The following is a 14,752-nucleotide window of genomic DNA, read 5'->3' as shown; positions in this document are numbered from 1 at the left end:
TTCCATCATCGAGCATGGCGCCCGGCCCGCGGCTGCTCTGGTCGTGGGTCGTCTCGCTCCGGTCGCTCAACGGCCCGCGGCTGCTCTGGTCGTGGGTCGTTGAGCGGAGGGCGAAGCCCGAAGACGAAACGGGCTGAGCGAGCGTCAGCGAGTCGAAGCCCTACTCGCCGGCTGCATCCTCAGCACTGACGGCATCCGACGCCTCCGCCTTCTTCGCGCTGGCACGCTTCGCCGGCGCCGTGGCCGTCGCTGCTGCGGGAGCGGATGCCTGTGCTGACGCCTGCGTCTTCGCGATGCCCGCGCCGATGCCTTGTCCGACCGCCTGACCCTGGATGATCGCGGCGAGGTCGAGACCCGTGGCCGAGCTCACGCTGTCGAATACGGACTTCAGGGCCTTCGCACTGTCGGCGCCGACGACGTTCGACGCTCCGTCCTCGCCGGACCCGCCGATGATCGAGACGCTGCCGATCGTGGCGTAGCCCTTCGCGAACTCGCCCATGATCGTGGGGAGCACGTCGAGCACGCGCTGCGAGAGGAACGCCTCCTGGTTGGATGCGATGGCCTTCGCTTCGGCCTCAACGGCGGCCGCGCGAGCTTCACCCTCGGCGCGGATGGCGTCTGCCTCGGCGCTGGCGCGCAGGCGACGGGCTTCGGCCTCGGCGTCGGCGAGCGCACGCAGGGCGTTGGCCTCACCCGTGGCCTTCGCCTCGGCGGCGGCTGCCTCACCTGCCGCGCGGGCGCGGTCGGCCTCTGCCTGCTGCTCGGCGATGCGGGTGCGGGCCTCGGCCTGCTTGACCTGCTCGATCGCTGCAGCCTCTGCAGCGCGTTCGCGGGTGTAGAGGTCGGCCTGCGCGCGGGTCTCGGCCTCGTACTTCTGGGCGTCCGCGACGCGCTTGACGTCGGCATCCAGTTGGGCCTGGCGGTTCTCGGCGTTCTGCTGCAGAACGGCCTGCTCAGCCTGTGCGCGGGCCAGGTGCTCGGCCTGTTCGGCCTCGGCCCGTGCGCGACCGATGCCCGCGTTGGCGTTCGCGGTGTTGGTGTCGAGCGCGGTCTGTTCGACCAGGTTCGACTCCTGGTTGGCGATGTTCTTCTGGTTGATCGCGCGGTCGGCATTGGTCTGCGAGATCTCGGCCGCCTGGCGCTTCGACTGGATCTCTGGTGCACCCAGCGACTGGATGTAGCCGACCTTGTCGGTGATGCCCTTGATCTGGAACGAGTCCAGGATCAGGCCCTGCTCGGCCAGCTCCTGCGAGACGTCGGCGGCGATCTGGTCGGAGAACTTCTTGCGCTCGCGCATGAGCTCGACGACCGAGAGGGTCGCGACGATGCCGCGGAGAGCACCCTCGAGCTGCTCGGTGGTGAACTGTTCGATGGCCTTGTCCTGGGAGGCGAAGCGTTCGGCCGCACGGCGCACGTAGAGGGGATCGGAGCCGATCTTCACGATCGCAACGCCGTCGACGTTCAGCGTCACGCTGTCGAGCGATTGCGCCTCGGCGTTCAGCGAGACCTGACGCGAACGAAGCGAGATGATCTCGTGGCGCTGGGTGATCGGGTTGACCAGGGACTTGCCGTTGACGATGACGGTGACGGGGGAGTCGACGATCTCCGAGCTGCTGCTGCCATCCGCGTTGATGACTGCGCGCTGCACTTTCTGCTTTCGCCCCGAGATGACCAGCGCCTCATCGGCTCGGGCGACCTTGATCCAGCTGCGTGCGAACAGCAGCACCACCAGACCGATGACGATCAGGACGACGACCGCGATGCCGACGAGAACCAGAATGCCGACGAGTCCGGCGATCTCCATGTGACTACCCCCTGTGTGACGCGCTCCCGGTGAGCGTGCACACCCGACTATGCCAGAGATGGCATGTTCGGCGTCGAGGGATTCGGTGTTGTGTGCTCAGCGCCCGCGGAGCTTGTCGGTCAGAGTGCGCAGCTGACGCAGCTCGTCCTCGTCGAGAGCGCGCATGCTCTCCGCGATCGAGCGGCTGTGAACCGTCGCGACCTCGCGGAAGGCCCGTGCGCCGGCATCCGTCGCCTTCAGCACGGCACCGCGTCCGTCGGTGGGGTCGCCGGTCTTGGTGATCAGTCCGCGCGCCACCATGCGGTCGACGAGCCGGGAGACGCTGGGCTGGCTGATGAGCATGTGCGTGGTGACATCTCTGAGGCGCGCGGTCATCTCGGGTGCGCGCGTGACCGTGAGCAGCACGTCGTACTCGGCCTGGGAGATCGGGGTGTTCTCGAAGTCCGCACTCATCGCGGTGAACAGTTCGTGCTGGGCGCGGAACAGGCCCTCCCACGCTTCGAGCGCGAGCTTCCGGTCTGTCATGGATACAGAGTAACGGAACGGTGAAGGGCCGGTCGGAGAGGCTTCCGACCGGCCCTTGTCCCTTGCACCAAGAGTGTCCTGCAATCACATGCGGTGGATGCCACAGCAAACATTCACCGTGCGATAACTGTATAACGGCGAGGTAACGAATGCAACGGTTTGGTCACGGAAACTTTGCCAGGCTGCGCGATCGGGCCGTGCAAGGGCCGGTGTCAGCCCAACACGAACCGCACCGCGTTGCCCCACGGATCAGCCGTGATGACGTCGGCGTCCGACGCCGTGTGCTCGATCCCGGCATCCGTCAGGCGCGTCACGAGATCATTGAGGTCGGATGCCGAGGGGACGGCGACCGTGATCCCGCGCAGTCCAGCGCTCTCGGGCCGTTCTCCGGCTCCGGCGCTCTGCCACGTGTTCGTCGCGAGGTGGTGATGGTATCCGCCGGCCGAGTAGAAGACGGCGCCATCGGACTCGGCCGTGACGTCGAAACCGAGCACATCCGAGTAGAAGTCGCGTGCGCTGTCGAGGTCGCCCACGCGCAGGTGCACATGCCCCATCGTCGCGACACCTGAGGCGTCGCCCTCGAGGTTCTCGTTGATGAACTGATTCGGGTCGAGTATCGCGCTGCCCATGACGACCCGGCCGTCCTCCCACACCCACTCGTCTCGCGGGCGATCGATGTACAGCTCGACACCATTGCCCTCCGGATCGCCCACGTAGAAGGCGAGGCTGACGGCATGGTCGGAGCTGCCCTGGAACGATTCGGGAGCGCGCTCTGCGACGTTCACCAGCGTCCGTGCCAGCGAGGCCGCATCCGCGTACAGGATCGCCGAGTGATACAGGCCCGCGCTGCGCGGATCATCGGATACGGCATCAGTGCTCTCCAGGCGGATCAGGGGATCCTCGAGCCCGAGGACGGCCAGGCCGTCGGACTCCTCGAGAACCGTCAGTCCGATGACGTCACGGTAGTACGTGGTCATGGTGTCGAGATCGCGCGCCGCGATCGTGACGACGCCCATCGCGGTGTCGGCCGGGAGGATGCCGGCATCCGGCGTCGATTCGGCGGAGCGGCCGGACATCGCCCACCAGATCCCGACGACGGCGACGATGAGCACGAGGGCTCCGGCGCCGATCGTCCAGCGGGCGGTCGTTGACAGAGAGCGGCGTGGAGATGAGGTCACACCACGGGAAACAGCCTTCGATTCATTTTTGTTCCCGCGGCAACAAAAATGAATCGCCGGATCAGTACCAGTTGACGGCCTGCGAGTGGCCCCACGCCGAGCACGGGGTGCCGTAGGCGCGCTGGATGTAGTCCAGGCCCCAGCGGATCTGCGTGGTGGCGTTGGTCTGCCAGTCGGATCCGGCGCTGGCCATCTTGCTGCCGGGGAGCGCCTGCGGGATGCCGGTCGCTCCACCGTTCGGGTTGTAGGCCTGGTAGTTCCAGCCCGACTCCTTGGTCCACAGCGAGTTCAGGCAGGAGAACTGGTCCGCACCCCAGCCGAAGTCCTCGGCGGCGATCAGAGCGGCGGCGTTCCGCGCGCCGTCAGGGGTGTTCGCCGCGGCGATGGCTGCTGCCTTCGCTGCGGCGGCCTCCTCGGCCTTCTTCTCGGCGACCGCGTCGTCCAGGCTCGCCTGGAGCGCCGTGGTCTGGGCCGTGACGAGCTTGCTCTGCACGGTGGTCGATTCGGTGAGCATCGAGCGGACGAAGCCGATCGCGTCCTCGTCCGACAGGGCGGCGACGGAGTTCTCGAGGCTGCTCGTATCGATGTCGGCGTCGATGTCGAAGCCGGAGTCCTCGACCTTGGCCGAGGTGTCAGCGGCCGTTGTCAGGGCGGCATCGGCCGACTCGAGGGCGCTCTCGGCTGCGGCCAGCTCGGCACGAAGCTCGCCCCGATCGATGACGGCTGCTCGTCCGGTCACGTCGGCGGTCGCGGGGGCTGCGGAGGTCAGTCCGGCCGTCGCGACGAGACCGAGAGCGGCCCCGGCGACGAGGGTGAGTGCGACGATGCGGCGGTGGGTGCGAACGGTTCGGCGGCGGGCACGGGTGGCGAGTCGGGTTTCAGGCATGACGAACGTAACGATCCTTTGACGTAGCTGAGCCGCTTCGGGGCGGCAGGTGCGCCCTCGGGTCGAGCGCACAAGGTAACGATTCTGTATCACGGAGCCTGTGCGAGACCTCCGTGGGGCCTGAATGCGCGGTGTGAGCGGGTTCCGCGAACTTCAGTACTCGGTGTTGCCAAGTACCAGTACCTAGTGTTACTTTCTACTGGTACTCAACAACACTGAGTAGAAGGAGGGGCGATGGCCAACCAGATGACCGAGATGCTCAAGGGCACGCTCGAGGGCATCGTGCTCGCGATCCTCGCCGATCGCCCTGCATACGGCTACGAGATCACGGCGCGACTGCGCGATGAGGGGTTCACCGACCTCGTCGAGGGCACCGTGTACGCGCTTCTCGTGCGGATCGAGCAGCGCGGGTTCGTGGACGTCAAGAAGGTTCCGTCTGAGAAGGGTCCGCCCCGCAAGGTGTACTCGCTGAACAGGCAGGGCCGCATTCAACTCGGCGAGTTCTGGAAGACGTGGAGCTTCCTCGCCGAGCGCATCGAACACCTCCACGGCACTCACAACCCCACCGACCAAGGAGACTGACAATGGCTGCAAAGTGGATCGAAGCGCTCACCGGATCGCTCGAGCAGAAGAAGAAGTACAAGCAGAGCATGGCGCGCATCGACGCCCTGCCCGCCCCCTATCGCGCCACGGCGATGGCGCTGCACCGCTACCTGATGGCATCCGGCGGAATCGTAGACGGCGAGACTCTGATCCACATGTTCGACGACTTCGCCGACCTGTGGGAGCAGGCGGCCGCCGACGGCACGCCGGTACGCGAGATCGTGGGGGACGACCCCTCCGAGTTCGCCGACACCTTCGCCCAGGCGTACGCGGGCAAGCACTGGGTCGACAAGGAGCGCAAGCGCCTCGCCGACGCCATCGACGCGGCCGTCGCCGAAGACCCGGAGCGAGAGCAATGATGATCACAGCACACGGCATCACGAAGTCGTTCAAGGACGTCCAGGTCCTGCGCGGCGTCGACTTCGAGGTCGAGGCGGGGTCGATCTTCGCTCTCCTCGGCTCGAACGGCGCCGGAAAGACGACACTCGTCCGTATTCTGTCGACCCTGCTCAAGGCGGATGGCGGCACCGCGACCGTCGACGGCCATGACGTCGCCGCAGCTCCTGGCGACGTCCGCGAGTCGATCAGCCTCACCGGGCAGTTCGCCGCGGTCGACGAGGTGCTCACCGGGCGTGAGAACCTCGTGCTCGTCGCGAAGCTGCGCCACCTCGCGGACCCGGGCGGGATCGCCGACGACATGCTCGCGCGCTTCTCGCTGACGGATGCCGGCGGCCGACGCGCCGGCACCTACTCCGGCGGTATGCGCCGCCGCCTCGACATCGCCATGAGCCTGGTCGGTCGTCCGTCGATCATCTTCCTGGATGAGCCGACCACGGGTCTTGACCCGCAGTCGCGCATCGAGGTGTGGCAGACGGTGCGGGACCTGGCGGATGCCGGCACCGCGGTGCTGCTCACGACGCAGTACCTCGACGAGGCCGAACAACTCGCCGACCGGATCGCGATCCTCCACGAGGGCACGATCATTCAGAACGGCACGCTCGCAGAGCTCAAGAAGCTGCTGCCGGCCGCCGAAGTCGAATACATCGAGAAGCAACCGAGCCTCGAAGACGTCTTCCTCGCCCTGGTCGGCCCGTCTGCTGCAGAAGGGAACTGAGATGACCAGTCACGTCCTCAGCGACACCCGCGTTCTCACCGGGCGCTCGCTGCGCCACATCCTGCGCAGCCCCGACACGATCATCACCACCGCGATCACACCGATCGCCCTGCTCATGCTGTTCGTGTGGGTGTTCGGCGGCGCGATCGACACCGGGGGCAACGGCGCGTACATCGACTACATGCTCCCCGGCATCCTGCTCATCACGGTCGCCTCTGGCATCGCGTACACGGCCTACCGGCTGTTCCTCGACATGCAGGGTGGGATCTTCGAACGGTTCCAGTCGATGCCGATCGCGCGCTCGAGCGTGCTGTGGGCGCACGTGCTCACGTCGGCCGTGGCGAACATGCTGTCGGTCGCGATCGTGATCGGCGTGGCGTTCGCCATGGGGTTCCGCACAGGAGCGTCGTTCGGCGCATGGCTCGGCATCGCCGGCATCCTGCTGCTGTTCACGCTGGCACTGACCTGGCTGGCGGTGATCGCCGGGCTGTCGGCGAAGACCGTCGACGGCGCGAGCGCATTCAGCTACCCCCTCATCTTCCTGCCGTTCATCAGCTCGGCGTTCGTCCCGACGGCATCCATGCCGGGGCCGGTCGCCTGGTTCGCCGAGCACCAGCCGGTCACCTCGATCGTCAACACGATCCGCGCGCTGTTCGCCGGGCAGCCGGTGGGCGGCGACATCTGGATCGCGCTGGGCTGGCTCGTCGGCATCCTGGTCGTCGCCTATGCGTTCGCGGTGGCGGTGTATCGCAAGAAGCTGCGCTGAAGCGCGGGCGTCGCCCGCCCGACCCTTCTCGCATCGACGTATCAGGCCCGTAGGGTGGGCACGTGATCGTTCAGGAGATCGGCGATGGGGCGCCTCTAGTACTGGTCCACGGATTCGGCGTCGATCATCGGGTGGTGCTGCCGCTCGACGCGGCCGTGGCTTCCGCCGGGTGGCGCCGCATTTATGTCGACCTTCCCTGGGTACCGCCCGTCGCTCCGGATGCTCCGGCCAGCACCCAGGCGGTGGCCGATGTGCTGGTCGCAGAGCTGCGAGGTCGGCTCGGCGACGAGCCCTTCGCAATCCTGGGGAACTCGTTCGGCGGGATGCTCGCCCGCTACGTCGCGCACGAGCTGCGCTCGCAGGTGCGCGGGCTCGCCACACTTGTCGGCGCTTTCGTTCCCTATGCCGCGGATCGGATGCTGCCTCCGCGGGAGATTCTGTTCGAGGATGACGAAGCGCGGCGTGCCGCAGGCGATGCCGCCGACGACTATGCCGAGATCGCCGTCGTGCAGTCCGTGGACTCTGCTCGTATTTTTGCTGAGTCGATCGCTCCGGCGGCTCGCGCTGCCGACGTGCGCCTTCTCGCCAAGATCGCGTCTTCGTACGCCCTCGATCGTGAGCCGGAGGCGGCGCATCCAGAGCCTTTCGACGCGCCGTCGCTGCATGTATTCGGCCGGCAGGATCAGGTCACCGGGTTCGAGGACGGACTCGCGCTTCGCGCGCATTACTCGCGGGGGACGTTCGCGATTGTGGATGCCGGTGGTCACAACGTGCCCCTTGAGCGGCCGGCGTTGGTCGCAGCGCTTGTCACGGACTGGCTCGCTCGCGTGGATGCCGCGCCCCGGGGCGATGCGAGATGATTCCGGTCGGTTCTGAGCGTCCAGAACCGACGAAAACATTCCCGCATCGGGACGCGGGGAAGTGTTCAGGCGAACGAGTCCTCGATCGCGACCATCCACGAGATGCCGAAGCGGTCGACGAGCATGCCGAACTCGCCGCCCCAGGGCGCGGCATCCAGCGGCATGACCGTTGTTCCGCCGTCGACGAGGCCGTCCCACGCGCGGTGCAGATAGTCCGTGTCGACCGATCCGCCGCTCAGCGAGACCGAGATGCCCTGCGGCGACTGGTACTCCATGCCGGTCGGGGTGTCGGATGCCATGAGCACCAGCCCGCCCGGAGCATTCAGCTGCGCATGCATGACCAGGTTCTCCTCGCCCGCGGCTGTGCCGCTGTCGGGCATCTCGCCGAACGTGCTAACGGCCAGGTCGCCGCCGAGCACGCTCTGATAGAACTCCATCGCCTCACGGGCGGAGTCGCGGAAGGACAGGTACGGGTTGAGGTTCGCCACGATCGCTCCTTGGTCGAGTGCTCGGATGCAACCAGTGTGCGCCCAGCATCCGCGATCCTCAATGGGTTCTGCGGCAACGTGATCGCGCCGCGATGCGTTCGCGCTACTCGACGAGCTTGCCCTCGGAGGACACCTCGCGGATGAGGTCCATGATCTCGGCGGGCACCGGCGGGATCTCCTCGCGCGTCACCCCCGTGCTCGGCGACCACACCAGGTTCACCCGCAGAGTCGGGTCCTCGTCGGGGAAGTCGCTGCGGTTGTGGCATCCACGTGTCTCGCGGCGCTCGAGAGCAGCTTCGAGGGTAGCCCGCGCGGCCAGCGCCGAGGCCTTCAGGTCGAACGCATGCGCGAGGTCCTGGAATCCGGCGATGTCGGGGTGGATGCCGACGTCGTGCATCCGGGCCTCGATCTCCTCGAGCTCCGCGAGCCCGGCGCGCAGACCCTCCTCCGAGCGCACGACGCCGGCGTGCTCGGTCATGGTGTTGCGGATCGCGCGCTGCAGCGCGCGGACGTTCTCGCGGCCATCGGCGGCCAGCAGGTCGTCGATCTCGGCGCGAGCCGCGGTCACGGCATCCGCAGATCGGTTCTGCGCCTCAAGACCCGCGGCGTGCGCCATCGCGGCCTGGCCGACGATCCGGCCGTACACGAGCAGCTCGATCAGCGAGTTGCCGCCGAGGCGGTTCGCGCCGTGCAGGCCGCTGGACGCCTCGCCGATCGCGTAGAGTCCGTCGACGTCGGTGCCGTGGTCGTCCGGCCTGACCCACACGCCGCCCATCGAGTAGTGCGCGGTCGGGGCGATCTCGATCGGGTCGACGGTGATGTCGAGCATCTGCAGCTCCATCATGGTCTGGTAGACCCGCGGCAGCCGGGTCATGATCGTCTCGCGCGGCAGGTGCGACACGTCGAGCCAGACGCCACCGTTCTCGGTTCCGCGCCCCTCCTTGATCTCGGTGTACGCGGCCAGCGCCACGCGGTCGCGGGTGGACAGCTCCATCCGCTCCGGGTCGTACTTCGCCATGAATCGCTCGCCGAGCGCGTTACGCAGGATGCCGCCCTCGCCGCGCGCGGCCTCGGAGATGAGCGTGCCCGCCGCGTTCTCCGGCTCGATGATGCCCGACGGATGGAACTGCACGAGCTCCGGGTCGCGCAGGCGGCCGCCTGCTTCGACCGCCAGACGGAACGAGTCGCCGGTGTTCTCGTCTCGGCGCGACGACGTGCGGCGCCAGATGCGGTTGTGTCCGCCGGCGGCGAGGATCACGGCATCCGCATGGATGAGGTAGCGCGTGCCGTCGGCCTGGTCGAAGCCGTAGGCGCCGAAGACGACGCCATCGCGCACGAGCAGGCGGGTGATGTAGACGCCGTCGAGGATCGGCACATCGAGCTGCTCGGCGCGGCGCACGAGGGTGCGCTGGATCTCGAGACCGGTGTAGTCGCCGGCGAAAGCCGTGCGCCGGAACGTGTGCGCGCCGAAGAAGCGCTGCGAGATGCGTCCGTCGTCCTCGCGGGCGAAGTCCATGCCCCAGCGCTCGAGATCCCGGATGCCGCGCTCCGCGCCCTGCGTGACCACCTCGACCGTGTGCGGGTTCGCGAGGAAGTAGCTCTCCTTGATCGTGTCCGCGGCGTGCTGCTGCCACGTGTCGTCGGCGTCCATCGTGCCCAGCGCGGCGTTGATGCCGCCGGCGGCGAGCGAGGTGTGCGCGTCGTTCCGCGGCCGCTTCCCGACCGCGAGGACGTCGACGCCGTGCTCGGCGACCTCGATCGCGGCGCGGAGGCCCGAGCCGCCGGTGCCGATGACGAGGACGGTGGTGGAGATCTGGCGTTCGCGAGTGCTCATGAGATCAACGGTAAGAACCGGAAGCCGATAACTCCAATGCATTGTTCGCGTAGTCACGATAGACTGGTGGCATGAACTTGGAGCAGCTCAGGGGATTCGTCGCGGTCGCTGAACTCGGGCACTTCACGCGCGCGTCCGAGAAGCTGCACCTCGCCCAGCCATCGCTCAGTCGACAGATCTCGACCCTCGAGCAGGAGCTCGGTGCTGAGCTGTTCCATCGTGCGCGCGGCAATATCTCACTCACGGCCGCCGGCGAGACGCTGCTGCCCCGTGCGCGCCGGATGCTGGCGGATGCCGAGGCCATTCGCTCCGAGATGGCCGAGCTCGCCGGGCTCCAGCGCGGTCGCGTTCGGCTCGGCGCCACCCCGACGCTGTGCATCAGTCTCGTCGCCGAGGTGCTGCGGGCATTCCACGACGCGTACCCTGGCGTGGAGCTGCAGCTGGTCGAGGGCGGCTCGAACCTGCTGATCGAGCAGCTCGCCGGTGGGGCCGTCGACATGGCCCTGGTCACGATGTCGGACGGGCAGCCGGTCGCGGGCCCCGCGCTCGTGCGCACCCCGCTGCTCACCGAGGAGCTGGTCGTGGTCTCGTCGGCGGATGCGCAGCCGATCACCGACGGCTCGATCGACCTCGAGGGGCTGGCCCAGCTGCCGCTGGTCGCCCTGGCCGACAGTTACGACCTGCGCGGGGCGACGGATGCCGCGTTCGAGGCTGCGGGGCTGACGCCATCCCTCGTGGTCGAGGGCGCCGAGATGGATGCCGTGCTGCGATTCGTCGAACGAGGTCTCGGCGTCGCCGTCGTACCAGCAACCGTGCCCGTTGATCGGCCGACGCTGCGGTCAGCGCGGCTGACGGATCCGCAGTTGGAGCGCACCATCGTCCTCGCCCACCGGAGCGACGTGAACCCGACCCGCGCGGCCGCCGCGATGCGAGCGGTGATCGTGAGTACGGCCGACTACCTCGCGGCGCGCTCGCCGGAGACGCTGCATCCGGTCACGCCGATGTCGTGAGCGACGACGGCCGCACGGCGCGACGCACGAGCTCTCGCGTGAGCATCAGCGCGATGACGAGCACAGTGACCGACAGGAATCCGCCGAGGTGGACGGCGTCGCCGAGCACGAGGTCAGTGAGCCACAGGATCAAGAACTTGCTCGCACCGGCGGTGAGCATGAGAGCGGCCGTGCTGACGATCCGGCCACGTCGGTTCTGAGCTGCTCGGATCCGCTTGACGATGCGGGTCTTCGCTGCCACAGCGAGCTCGAGCACGAGCTTCAGCACGATGGCGGTCACGAACGACACGAGGAAGGACTCCGAGATGATGTCGGGTGCGAACTCCACGAACAGTGCGAGCACTGTCGTGTACGCGAACACGTCGACGACGTCGATCGCGCGTGGCATCCATCTCCGAATCGACGTCCTCACGATCGCAACCCTAAGTCAGTCCCGGCGCGTTGCGGGGACTTCTTTCGGATGCAGGACACCGGATGCCGCGCCGAGCGCCGCACCGATGATGGTGTCGACGACCCGCTCGAAGGCCACGTCCATCGATCCGATCTGACCGGTCGCCGCGCCCGTGAGCAGCAGCACGAGGGGAGTGATGATCGTCAGCGCCAGCGCGTAGTGGCGCACGACGACGAGTTCAACGGAGAACTGCATGATGCCGAGCAGCAGGGCGATCCAGAGTCCGTGCGGATGCAGCAGCGCCAGCAGCGCGTACACGCCGACGCCGAGCACGGTGCCCAGCATCCGGTGCAGGCCGCGCTGGAAAGCCGCGCGGCGGTCGGCGGCGACGCCGATCACGGCGATCGCGGCGCCCACGATCCAGTAGCTGCGCGCGGGGTCGACGAAGAAGCCGATCAGCACGCCGAGCAGCGCGACGATGACCACCCGCAGCAGGAGCAGGCGTGACGCGTCATCGAGGGCCGGGCCGGGCAAGAGCTCGCGCAGCGGACGGGGAGGGTGGGCTCGCACGCGTCGGATCAGCAGCGGCGACATCGCGACCACGTACGAGAACAGACAGCCGGAGGCGATCGCGGCAGTGTACGTGAGCGGCGCGATCGCAGCGTGGCCGGTCACCTGGGCGGAGAGCCCGAACACGAGCACGAAGAAGAGCGGCCCCGGAGGGCCGAGCCGGAAGCCGAACGAGAGCCCGGCGGCGACGAGGGCGATCACGACGATGCCGATGGTCACCAGCCAGCTGCTGGCTCCGGCGAACGCGCCGAGCGCAGCACTCACGATGAGGGCGGCAGCGACGATCGGCAGCACGCGGGCACGATCGACGACAGGGGCCGCGCCTGCGAACAGCACGGTGAAGGCGCCGGAACCGGCGATGTAGCCGAGCGTCGGGTCGCCCAGCAGGGTCATCACGGCGATGGGAACAGCCATGCCGATCGCCGCCTGCAGGCCGAGCTGCCACCGCGGGCCGCTGGGTGGGGCGAAGGCGAACAGGCTCACCCGTCCATTCTCTCGCGACTCGCGACCTGGACGTCGGGACCTGGACGTCAGGGGTGCTGCGTGGCGACCCACTCCGCAAAGGTCTGCGTGCCGAGATCGGCAGCCGAGCCGGGCAGCGCCAGCCCAGCGCGCATCCCCTTCATCTGCTTGGTCGGGATGCTGATCGAGGGAACCCAGCCGCCATGGCCGATGGCGTTCGCATAAGCCTTGACCATGGCATCCAGGGCCTCCTCGCGCGGTCCGGCGATATCGCGGGCGCGTCCCTGCGGGGTTCCGGATGCCAGGTCGGCGAGACGCTCGCCGACCTCAGCAGCCGCGATCGGCTGGGTGCGCGCCCGCGGGGCGAGATGCAGAGGACCGACCTTGGCGCCGGAGAACATCTGCGCCGCGAACTCGTGGAACTGCGTGGCGCGCTGGATGGTCCACGGCACCGGCGACGACTCCACGACCTTCTCCTGCGCGACCTTGCCCGCGTAGTAGTCGTACGGCATCCGGTCGATCCCTACGATCGAGAGCAGCACGAGGTGTCGCACGCCGGCGCGCTCGGCGGCCTGCACCAGGTTGCCCGTCGCTGTCGTGAAGAACGCGATCGCGGCATCCGCGTTCAGGGTCGAGACGTTCGCGGTGTCGATGACGGCGTCGACTCCGTCGAGGGCGGCATCAAGGCCGGCGCCGGTGAGGAGGTCGACGCCCCGGGAGCGCGTGAGGATCACAGCGTCATGCCCGGCTGCCCGCACCGCGTCGACGGTCGGTGCGCCCACGACTCCTGTTCCGCCTGCGATAGCGATCTTCATGTGGTGATCTCCTTCTCGTTGTCGATTCTCGTGGACTGGGGGTGTGCGGCGCGAGGGCCGGGGAGCATGAGCACGATGCCGAGCAGAAGGCTCCCGCCGAGCCCGATGATGTTGCCGATCACGTCGATGAACGGCATGCCTCCGAACTGGGTGGCGTGGTAGATCAGGTGCGGCAGTCCGAAGACGGTCCACGCCACCCCGACGACTTGACCGGCTTCGGGGCCTCGGGTGAACGCCGCAGCGACGCTGGCTGCGGCCAAGGCGAGGTACAGCGCTCCGACGTCGCGGATCAGGTGCTCGTTGAACGGTCCGTCCACGGCGATCCACATGCGCCCGAGACCGGGGAACGCGTCGTAGAAGGATGCCGGCCACGCGGCGGCCCACAACCCGACGAACGTGCCGATCGCTGCGGTGACTCCCAGCAGGATGCGTCTGATCGTCATGCTCATACCTCTTCGACGATGCAGGCGCCTCGAATGTGAGCCGCGACCTCACATTCGCCCTTGCTGCGTCGTCGTAGCCGTGGAAGCAGGAAGTGCGGGAGGATGTGACGGGATGGACGCGATCGACGACCTCGAGGCGGAGCGGCGGACGCTGCTCGCGCTCGGCTATCGGATGCTCGGCACGGTCGCCGACGCTGAGGATGCCGTGCAGGAGACCTACCTGCGCTGGTACCGGATGCCGGCGGAGGAGCGCGCCCGCATCGACAATCCAGCGGCCTGGCTGACCAGGGTCGCCGGGCGGGTGTGTCTCGATCTGCTCGGCTCCGCGCGAGCCCGACGCGAACGGTACGTCGGCGAGTGGCTGCCAGAGCCCGTGCCGGGGGAGTCGGCCATCGCGGCATCCGTTCCGGTCGACCCGCTCGACCGGGTGACGCTCGACGAATCGGTGAGCGTGGCGCTCTTGGTGGTTCTGGAGTCGCTCACCCCGGCCGAACGCGTCGCGTTCGTGCTGCACGACGTCTTCGCCGTGCCGTTCGCCGAGATAGCCGAGACCGTCGGACGGAGCCCCGACGCGACCAGGCAGCTCGCATCGCAGGCGCGTCGACGCATCCGCGAACGGCGCGCGGGCATCGCCTCGCGCGAGCAGCACGACGCCGTTGCGCGCGCCTTCGCCGAGGCGACGGCGACGGGCGACCTCGCCGCGCTCATCGGGATCCTGGATCCGGACGTCGTGCTGCGCTCGGACGGCGGCGGCAAGATCTCGGCTGCCCGTCGCCCGGTGTTCGGAGCCGACAGGGTGGCACGGTTCCTGCTCGGCGTTCCGCACCTCGAGCCGACGGCGACCATCGAGCCGACGCTGACGCCAGAAGGATTGGCATTCCTCGTGCGTGTCGACGGCCGTGCCGACTCGGTCATCTCGGTCGATGTCGCGGGCGACAGGATCACCGAGATCTACCTCGTCCGCAACCCCGACAAGCTCACGCTCTGGCGCTGAGGGCGGCGA

Annotated in this window: 17 protein-coding genes; 7 read left to right on the top strand and 10 right to left on the bottom strand. The window is 68.1% G+C overall.

What is annotated here, in order from left to right; genetic code table 11:
• Positions 1-160 precede the first annotated feature (160 nt).
• The 4 genes from LQZ87_RS00755 to LQZ87_RS00740 form a co-directional block, all read right to left on the bottom strand.
• Positions 161-1,804, bottom strand: coding sequence for an SPFH domain-containing protein (locus LQZ87_RS00755; protein ID WP_230101535.1), 1,644 nt, complete (start codon positions 1,802-1,804; stop codon positions 161-163).
• Between the two features lie 96 nt (positions 1,805-1,900).
• A complete protein-coding gene (locus LQZ87_RS00750) occupies positions 1,901-2,329 on the bottom strand; it encodes a MarR family transcriptional regulator (protein WP_230101534.1) in 429 nt (142 codons plus the stop codon).
• Between the two features lie 212 nt (positions 2,330-2,541).
• Entirely contained in the window at positions 2,542-3,507 is a 966-nt protein-coding gene (locus LQZ87_RS00745; protein ID WP_230101533.1) for a VOC family protein, read from the bottom strand.
• Positions 3,508-3,568: 61 nt separating this feature from the next.
• Positions 3,569-4,393: a phospholipase gene (locus LQZ87_RS00740; protein ID WP_230101532.1), complete on the bottom strand. Its 825-nt coding sequence runs from the start codon at positions 4,391-4,393 to the stop codon at positions 3,569-3,571.
• A 234-nt stretch (positions 4,394-4,627) separates the two neighbouring features.
• Between LQZ87_RS00740 and LQZ87_RS00735 the strand changes: the two genes are divergently transcribed.
• The 5 genes from LQZ87_RS00735 to LQZ87_RS00715 all read left to right on the top strand — a co-directional run bounded on the left by LQZ87_RS00735 (position 4,628) and on the right by LQZ87_RS00715 (position 7,736).
• The gene (locus LQZ87_RS00735; RefSeq protein WP_230101531.1) at positions 4,628-4,975 is read left to right on the top strand and encodes a PadR family transcriptional regulator; all 348 of its coding nucleotides are present in this window, start codon (positions 4,628-4,630) and stop codon (positions 4,973-4,975) included.
• A 2-nt stretch (positions 4,976-4,977) separates the two neighbouring features.
• On the top strand, positions 4,978-5,355 hold the full coding sequence (locus tag LQZ87_RS00730; protein ID WP_230101530.1) for a DUF1048 domain-containing protein: 378 nt from the start codon (positions 4,978-4,980) through the stop codon (positions 5,353-5,355).
• Positions 5,352-6,110 carry an ABC transporter ATP-binding protein gene (locus LQZ87_RS00725; protein WP_230101529.1) on the top strand — a complete coding sequence of 253 codons (759 nt, stop codon included), beginning with the start codon at positions 5,352-5,354 and terminating at the stop codon, positions 6,108-6,110. The genes LQZ87_RS00730 and LQZ87_RS00725 overlap by 4 nt, the downstream gene beginning before the upstream one ends.
• Before the next feature lies 1 nt (position 6,111).
• On the top strand, positions 6,112-6,876 hold the full coding sequence (locus LQZ87_RS00720) for an ABC transporter permease (RefSeq protein WP_230101528.1): 765 nt from the start codon (positions 6,112-6,114) through the stop codon (positions 6,874-6,876).
• Between the two features lie 62 nt (positions 6,877-6,938).
• A complete protein-coding gene (locus LQZ87_RS00715) occupies positions 6,939-7,736 on the top strand; it encodes an alpha/beta hydrolase (RefSeq protein ID WP_230101527.1) in 798 nt (265 codons plus the stop codon).
• A gap of 65 nt (positions 7,737-7,801) precedes the next feature.
• On the opposite strand, the gene LQZ87_RS00710 is transcribed toward LQZ87_RS00715, so the two are convergent.
• Positions 7,802-8,227, bottom strand: coding sequence for a VOC family protein (locus tag LQZ87_RS00710; RefSeq protein ID WP_230101917.1), 426 nt, complete (start codon positions 8,225-8,227; stop codon positions 7,802-7,804).
• 100 nt (positions 8,228-8,327) lie between these two features.
• A complete protein-coding gene (locus LQZ87_RS00705) occupies positions 8,328-10,058 on the bottom strand; it encodes an FAD-binding protein (RefSeq protein ID WP_230101526.1) in 1,731 nt (576 codons plus the stop codon).
• Positions 10,059-10,129: 71 nt separating this feature from the next.
• On the opposite strand from LQZ87_RS00705, the gene LQZ87_RS00700 reads away from it, so the two are divergent.
• A complete protein-coding gene (locus LQZ87_RS00700) occupies positions 10,130-11,068 on the top strand; it encodes a LysR family transcriptional regulator (RefSeq protein WP_230101525.1) in 939 nt (312 codons plus the stop codon).
• On the opposite strand, the gene LQZ87_RS00695 is transcribed toward LQZ87_RS00700, so the two are convergent.
• From LQZ87_RS00695 to LQZ87_RS00680, 4 genes are read right to left on the bottom strand one after another with little or no spacing between them, the layout of a single operon-like run.
• Positions 11,052-11,456, bottom strand: a complete 405-nt coding sequence (locus LQZ87_RS00695; RefSeq protein ID WP_230101524.1) for a hypothetical protein — start codon at positions 11,454-11,456, stop codon at positions 11,052-11,054. The two genes, LQZ87_RS00700 and LQZ87_RS00695, sit on opposite strands and share 17 nt — an antisense overlap.
• A gap of 39 nt (positions 11,457-11,495) precedes the next feature.
• Positions 11,496-12,512, bottom strand: coding sequence for an FUSC family protein (locus tag LQZ87_RS00690; RefSeq protein WP_230101523.1), 1,017 nt, complete (start codon positions 12,510-12,512; stop codon positions 11,496-11,498).
• 47 nt (positions 12,513-12,559) lie between these two features.
• Positions 12,560-13,306: an NAD(P)H-binding protein gene (locus LQZ87_RS00685; protein ID WP_230101522.1), complete on the bottom strand. Its 747-nt coding sequence runs from the start codon at positions 13,304-13,306 to the stop codon at positions 12,560-12,562.
• Complete coding sequence (locus tag LQZ87_RS00680; protein WP_230101521.1) at positions 13,303-13,749, bottom strand: hypothetical protein; 447 nt, start codon at positions 13,747-13,749, stop codon at positions 13,303-13,305. The genes LQZ87_RS00685 and LQZ87_RS00680 overlap by 4 nt, the downstream gene beginning before the upstream one ends.
• A gap of 112 nt (positions 13,750-13,861) precedes the next feature.
• Here LQZ87_RS00680 and sigJ point away from each other — a divergent pair, with 112 nt between their 5' ends.
• A complete protein-coding gene (sigJ, locus tag LQZ87_RS00675) occupies positions 13,862-14,743 on the top strand; it encodes an RNA polymerase sigma factor SigJ (protein ID WP_230101520.1) in 882 nt (293 codons plus the stop codon).
• Positions 14,744-14,752: the final 9 nt, after the last annotated feature.

The organism is Microbacterium sp. Bi121 (assembly GCF_918698005.1).
Lineage (GTDB): Bacteria > Actinomycetota > Actinomycetes > Actinomycetales > Microbacteriaceae > Microbacterium.
This window is presented reverse-complemented; position numbering and strand designations above follow the sequence as displayed.

Coding starts and splice junctions, on each gene's coding strand:
- LQZ87_RS00755 (WP_230101535.1), bottom strand. CDS start 1,804: ATGGAGATCGCCGGACTCGTCGGCATTCTGGTTCTCGTCGGCATCGCG.
- LQZ87_RS00750 (WP_230101534.1), bottom strand. CDS start 2,329: ATGACAGACCGGAAGCTCGCGCTCGAAGCGTGGGAGGGCCTGTTCCGC.
- LQZ87_RS00740 (WP_230101532.1), bottom strand. CDS start 4,393: ATGCCTGAAACCCGACTCGCCACCCGTGCCCGCCGCCGAACCGTTCGC.
- LQZ87_RS00735 (WP_230101531.1), top strand. CDS start 4,628: ATGGCCAACCAGATGACCGAGATGCTCAAGGGCACGCTCGAGGGCATC.
- LQZ87_RS00730 (WP_230101530.1), top strand. CDS start 4,978: ATGGCTGCAAAGTGGATCGAAGCGCTCACCGGATCGCTCGAGCAGAAG.
- LQZ87_RS00725 (WP_230101529.1), top strand. CDS start 5,352: ATGATGATCACAGCACACGGCATCACGAAGTCGTTCAAGGACGTCCAG.
- LQZ87_RS00720 (WP_230101528.1), top strand. CDS start 6,112: ATGACCAGTCACGTCCTCAGCGACACCCGCGTTCTCACCGGGCGCTCG.
- LQZ87_RS00705 (WP_230101526.1), bottom strand. CDS start 10,058: ATGAGCACTCGCGAACGCCAGATCTCCACCACCGTCCTCGTCATCGGC.
- LQZ87_RS00700 (WP_230101525.1), top strand. CDS start 10,130: ATGAACTTGGAGCAGCTCAGGGGATTCGTCGCGGTCGCTGAACTCGGG.
- LQZ87_RS00695 (WP_230101524.1), bottom strand. CDS start 11,456: ATGCCACGCGCGATCGACGTCGTCGACGTGTTCGCGTACACGACAGTG.
- LQZ87_RS00685 (WP_230101522.1), bottom strand. CDS start 13,306: ATGAAGATCGCTATCGCAGGCGGAACAGGAGTCGTGGGCGCACCGACC.
- LQZ87_RS00680 (WP_230101521.1), bottom strand. CDS start 13,749: ATGACGATCAGACGCATCCTGCTGGGAGTCACCGCAGCGATCGGCACG.
- sigJ (WP_230101520.1), top strand. CDS start 13,862: ATGGACGCGATCGACGACCTCGAGGCGGAGCGGCGGACGCTGCTCGCG.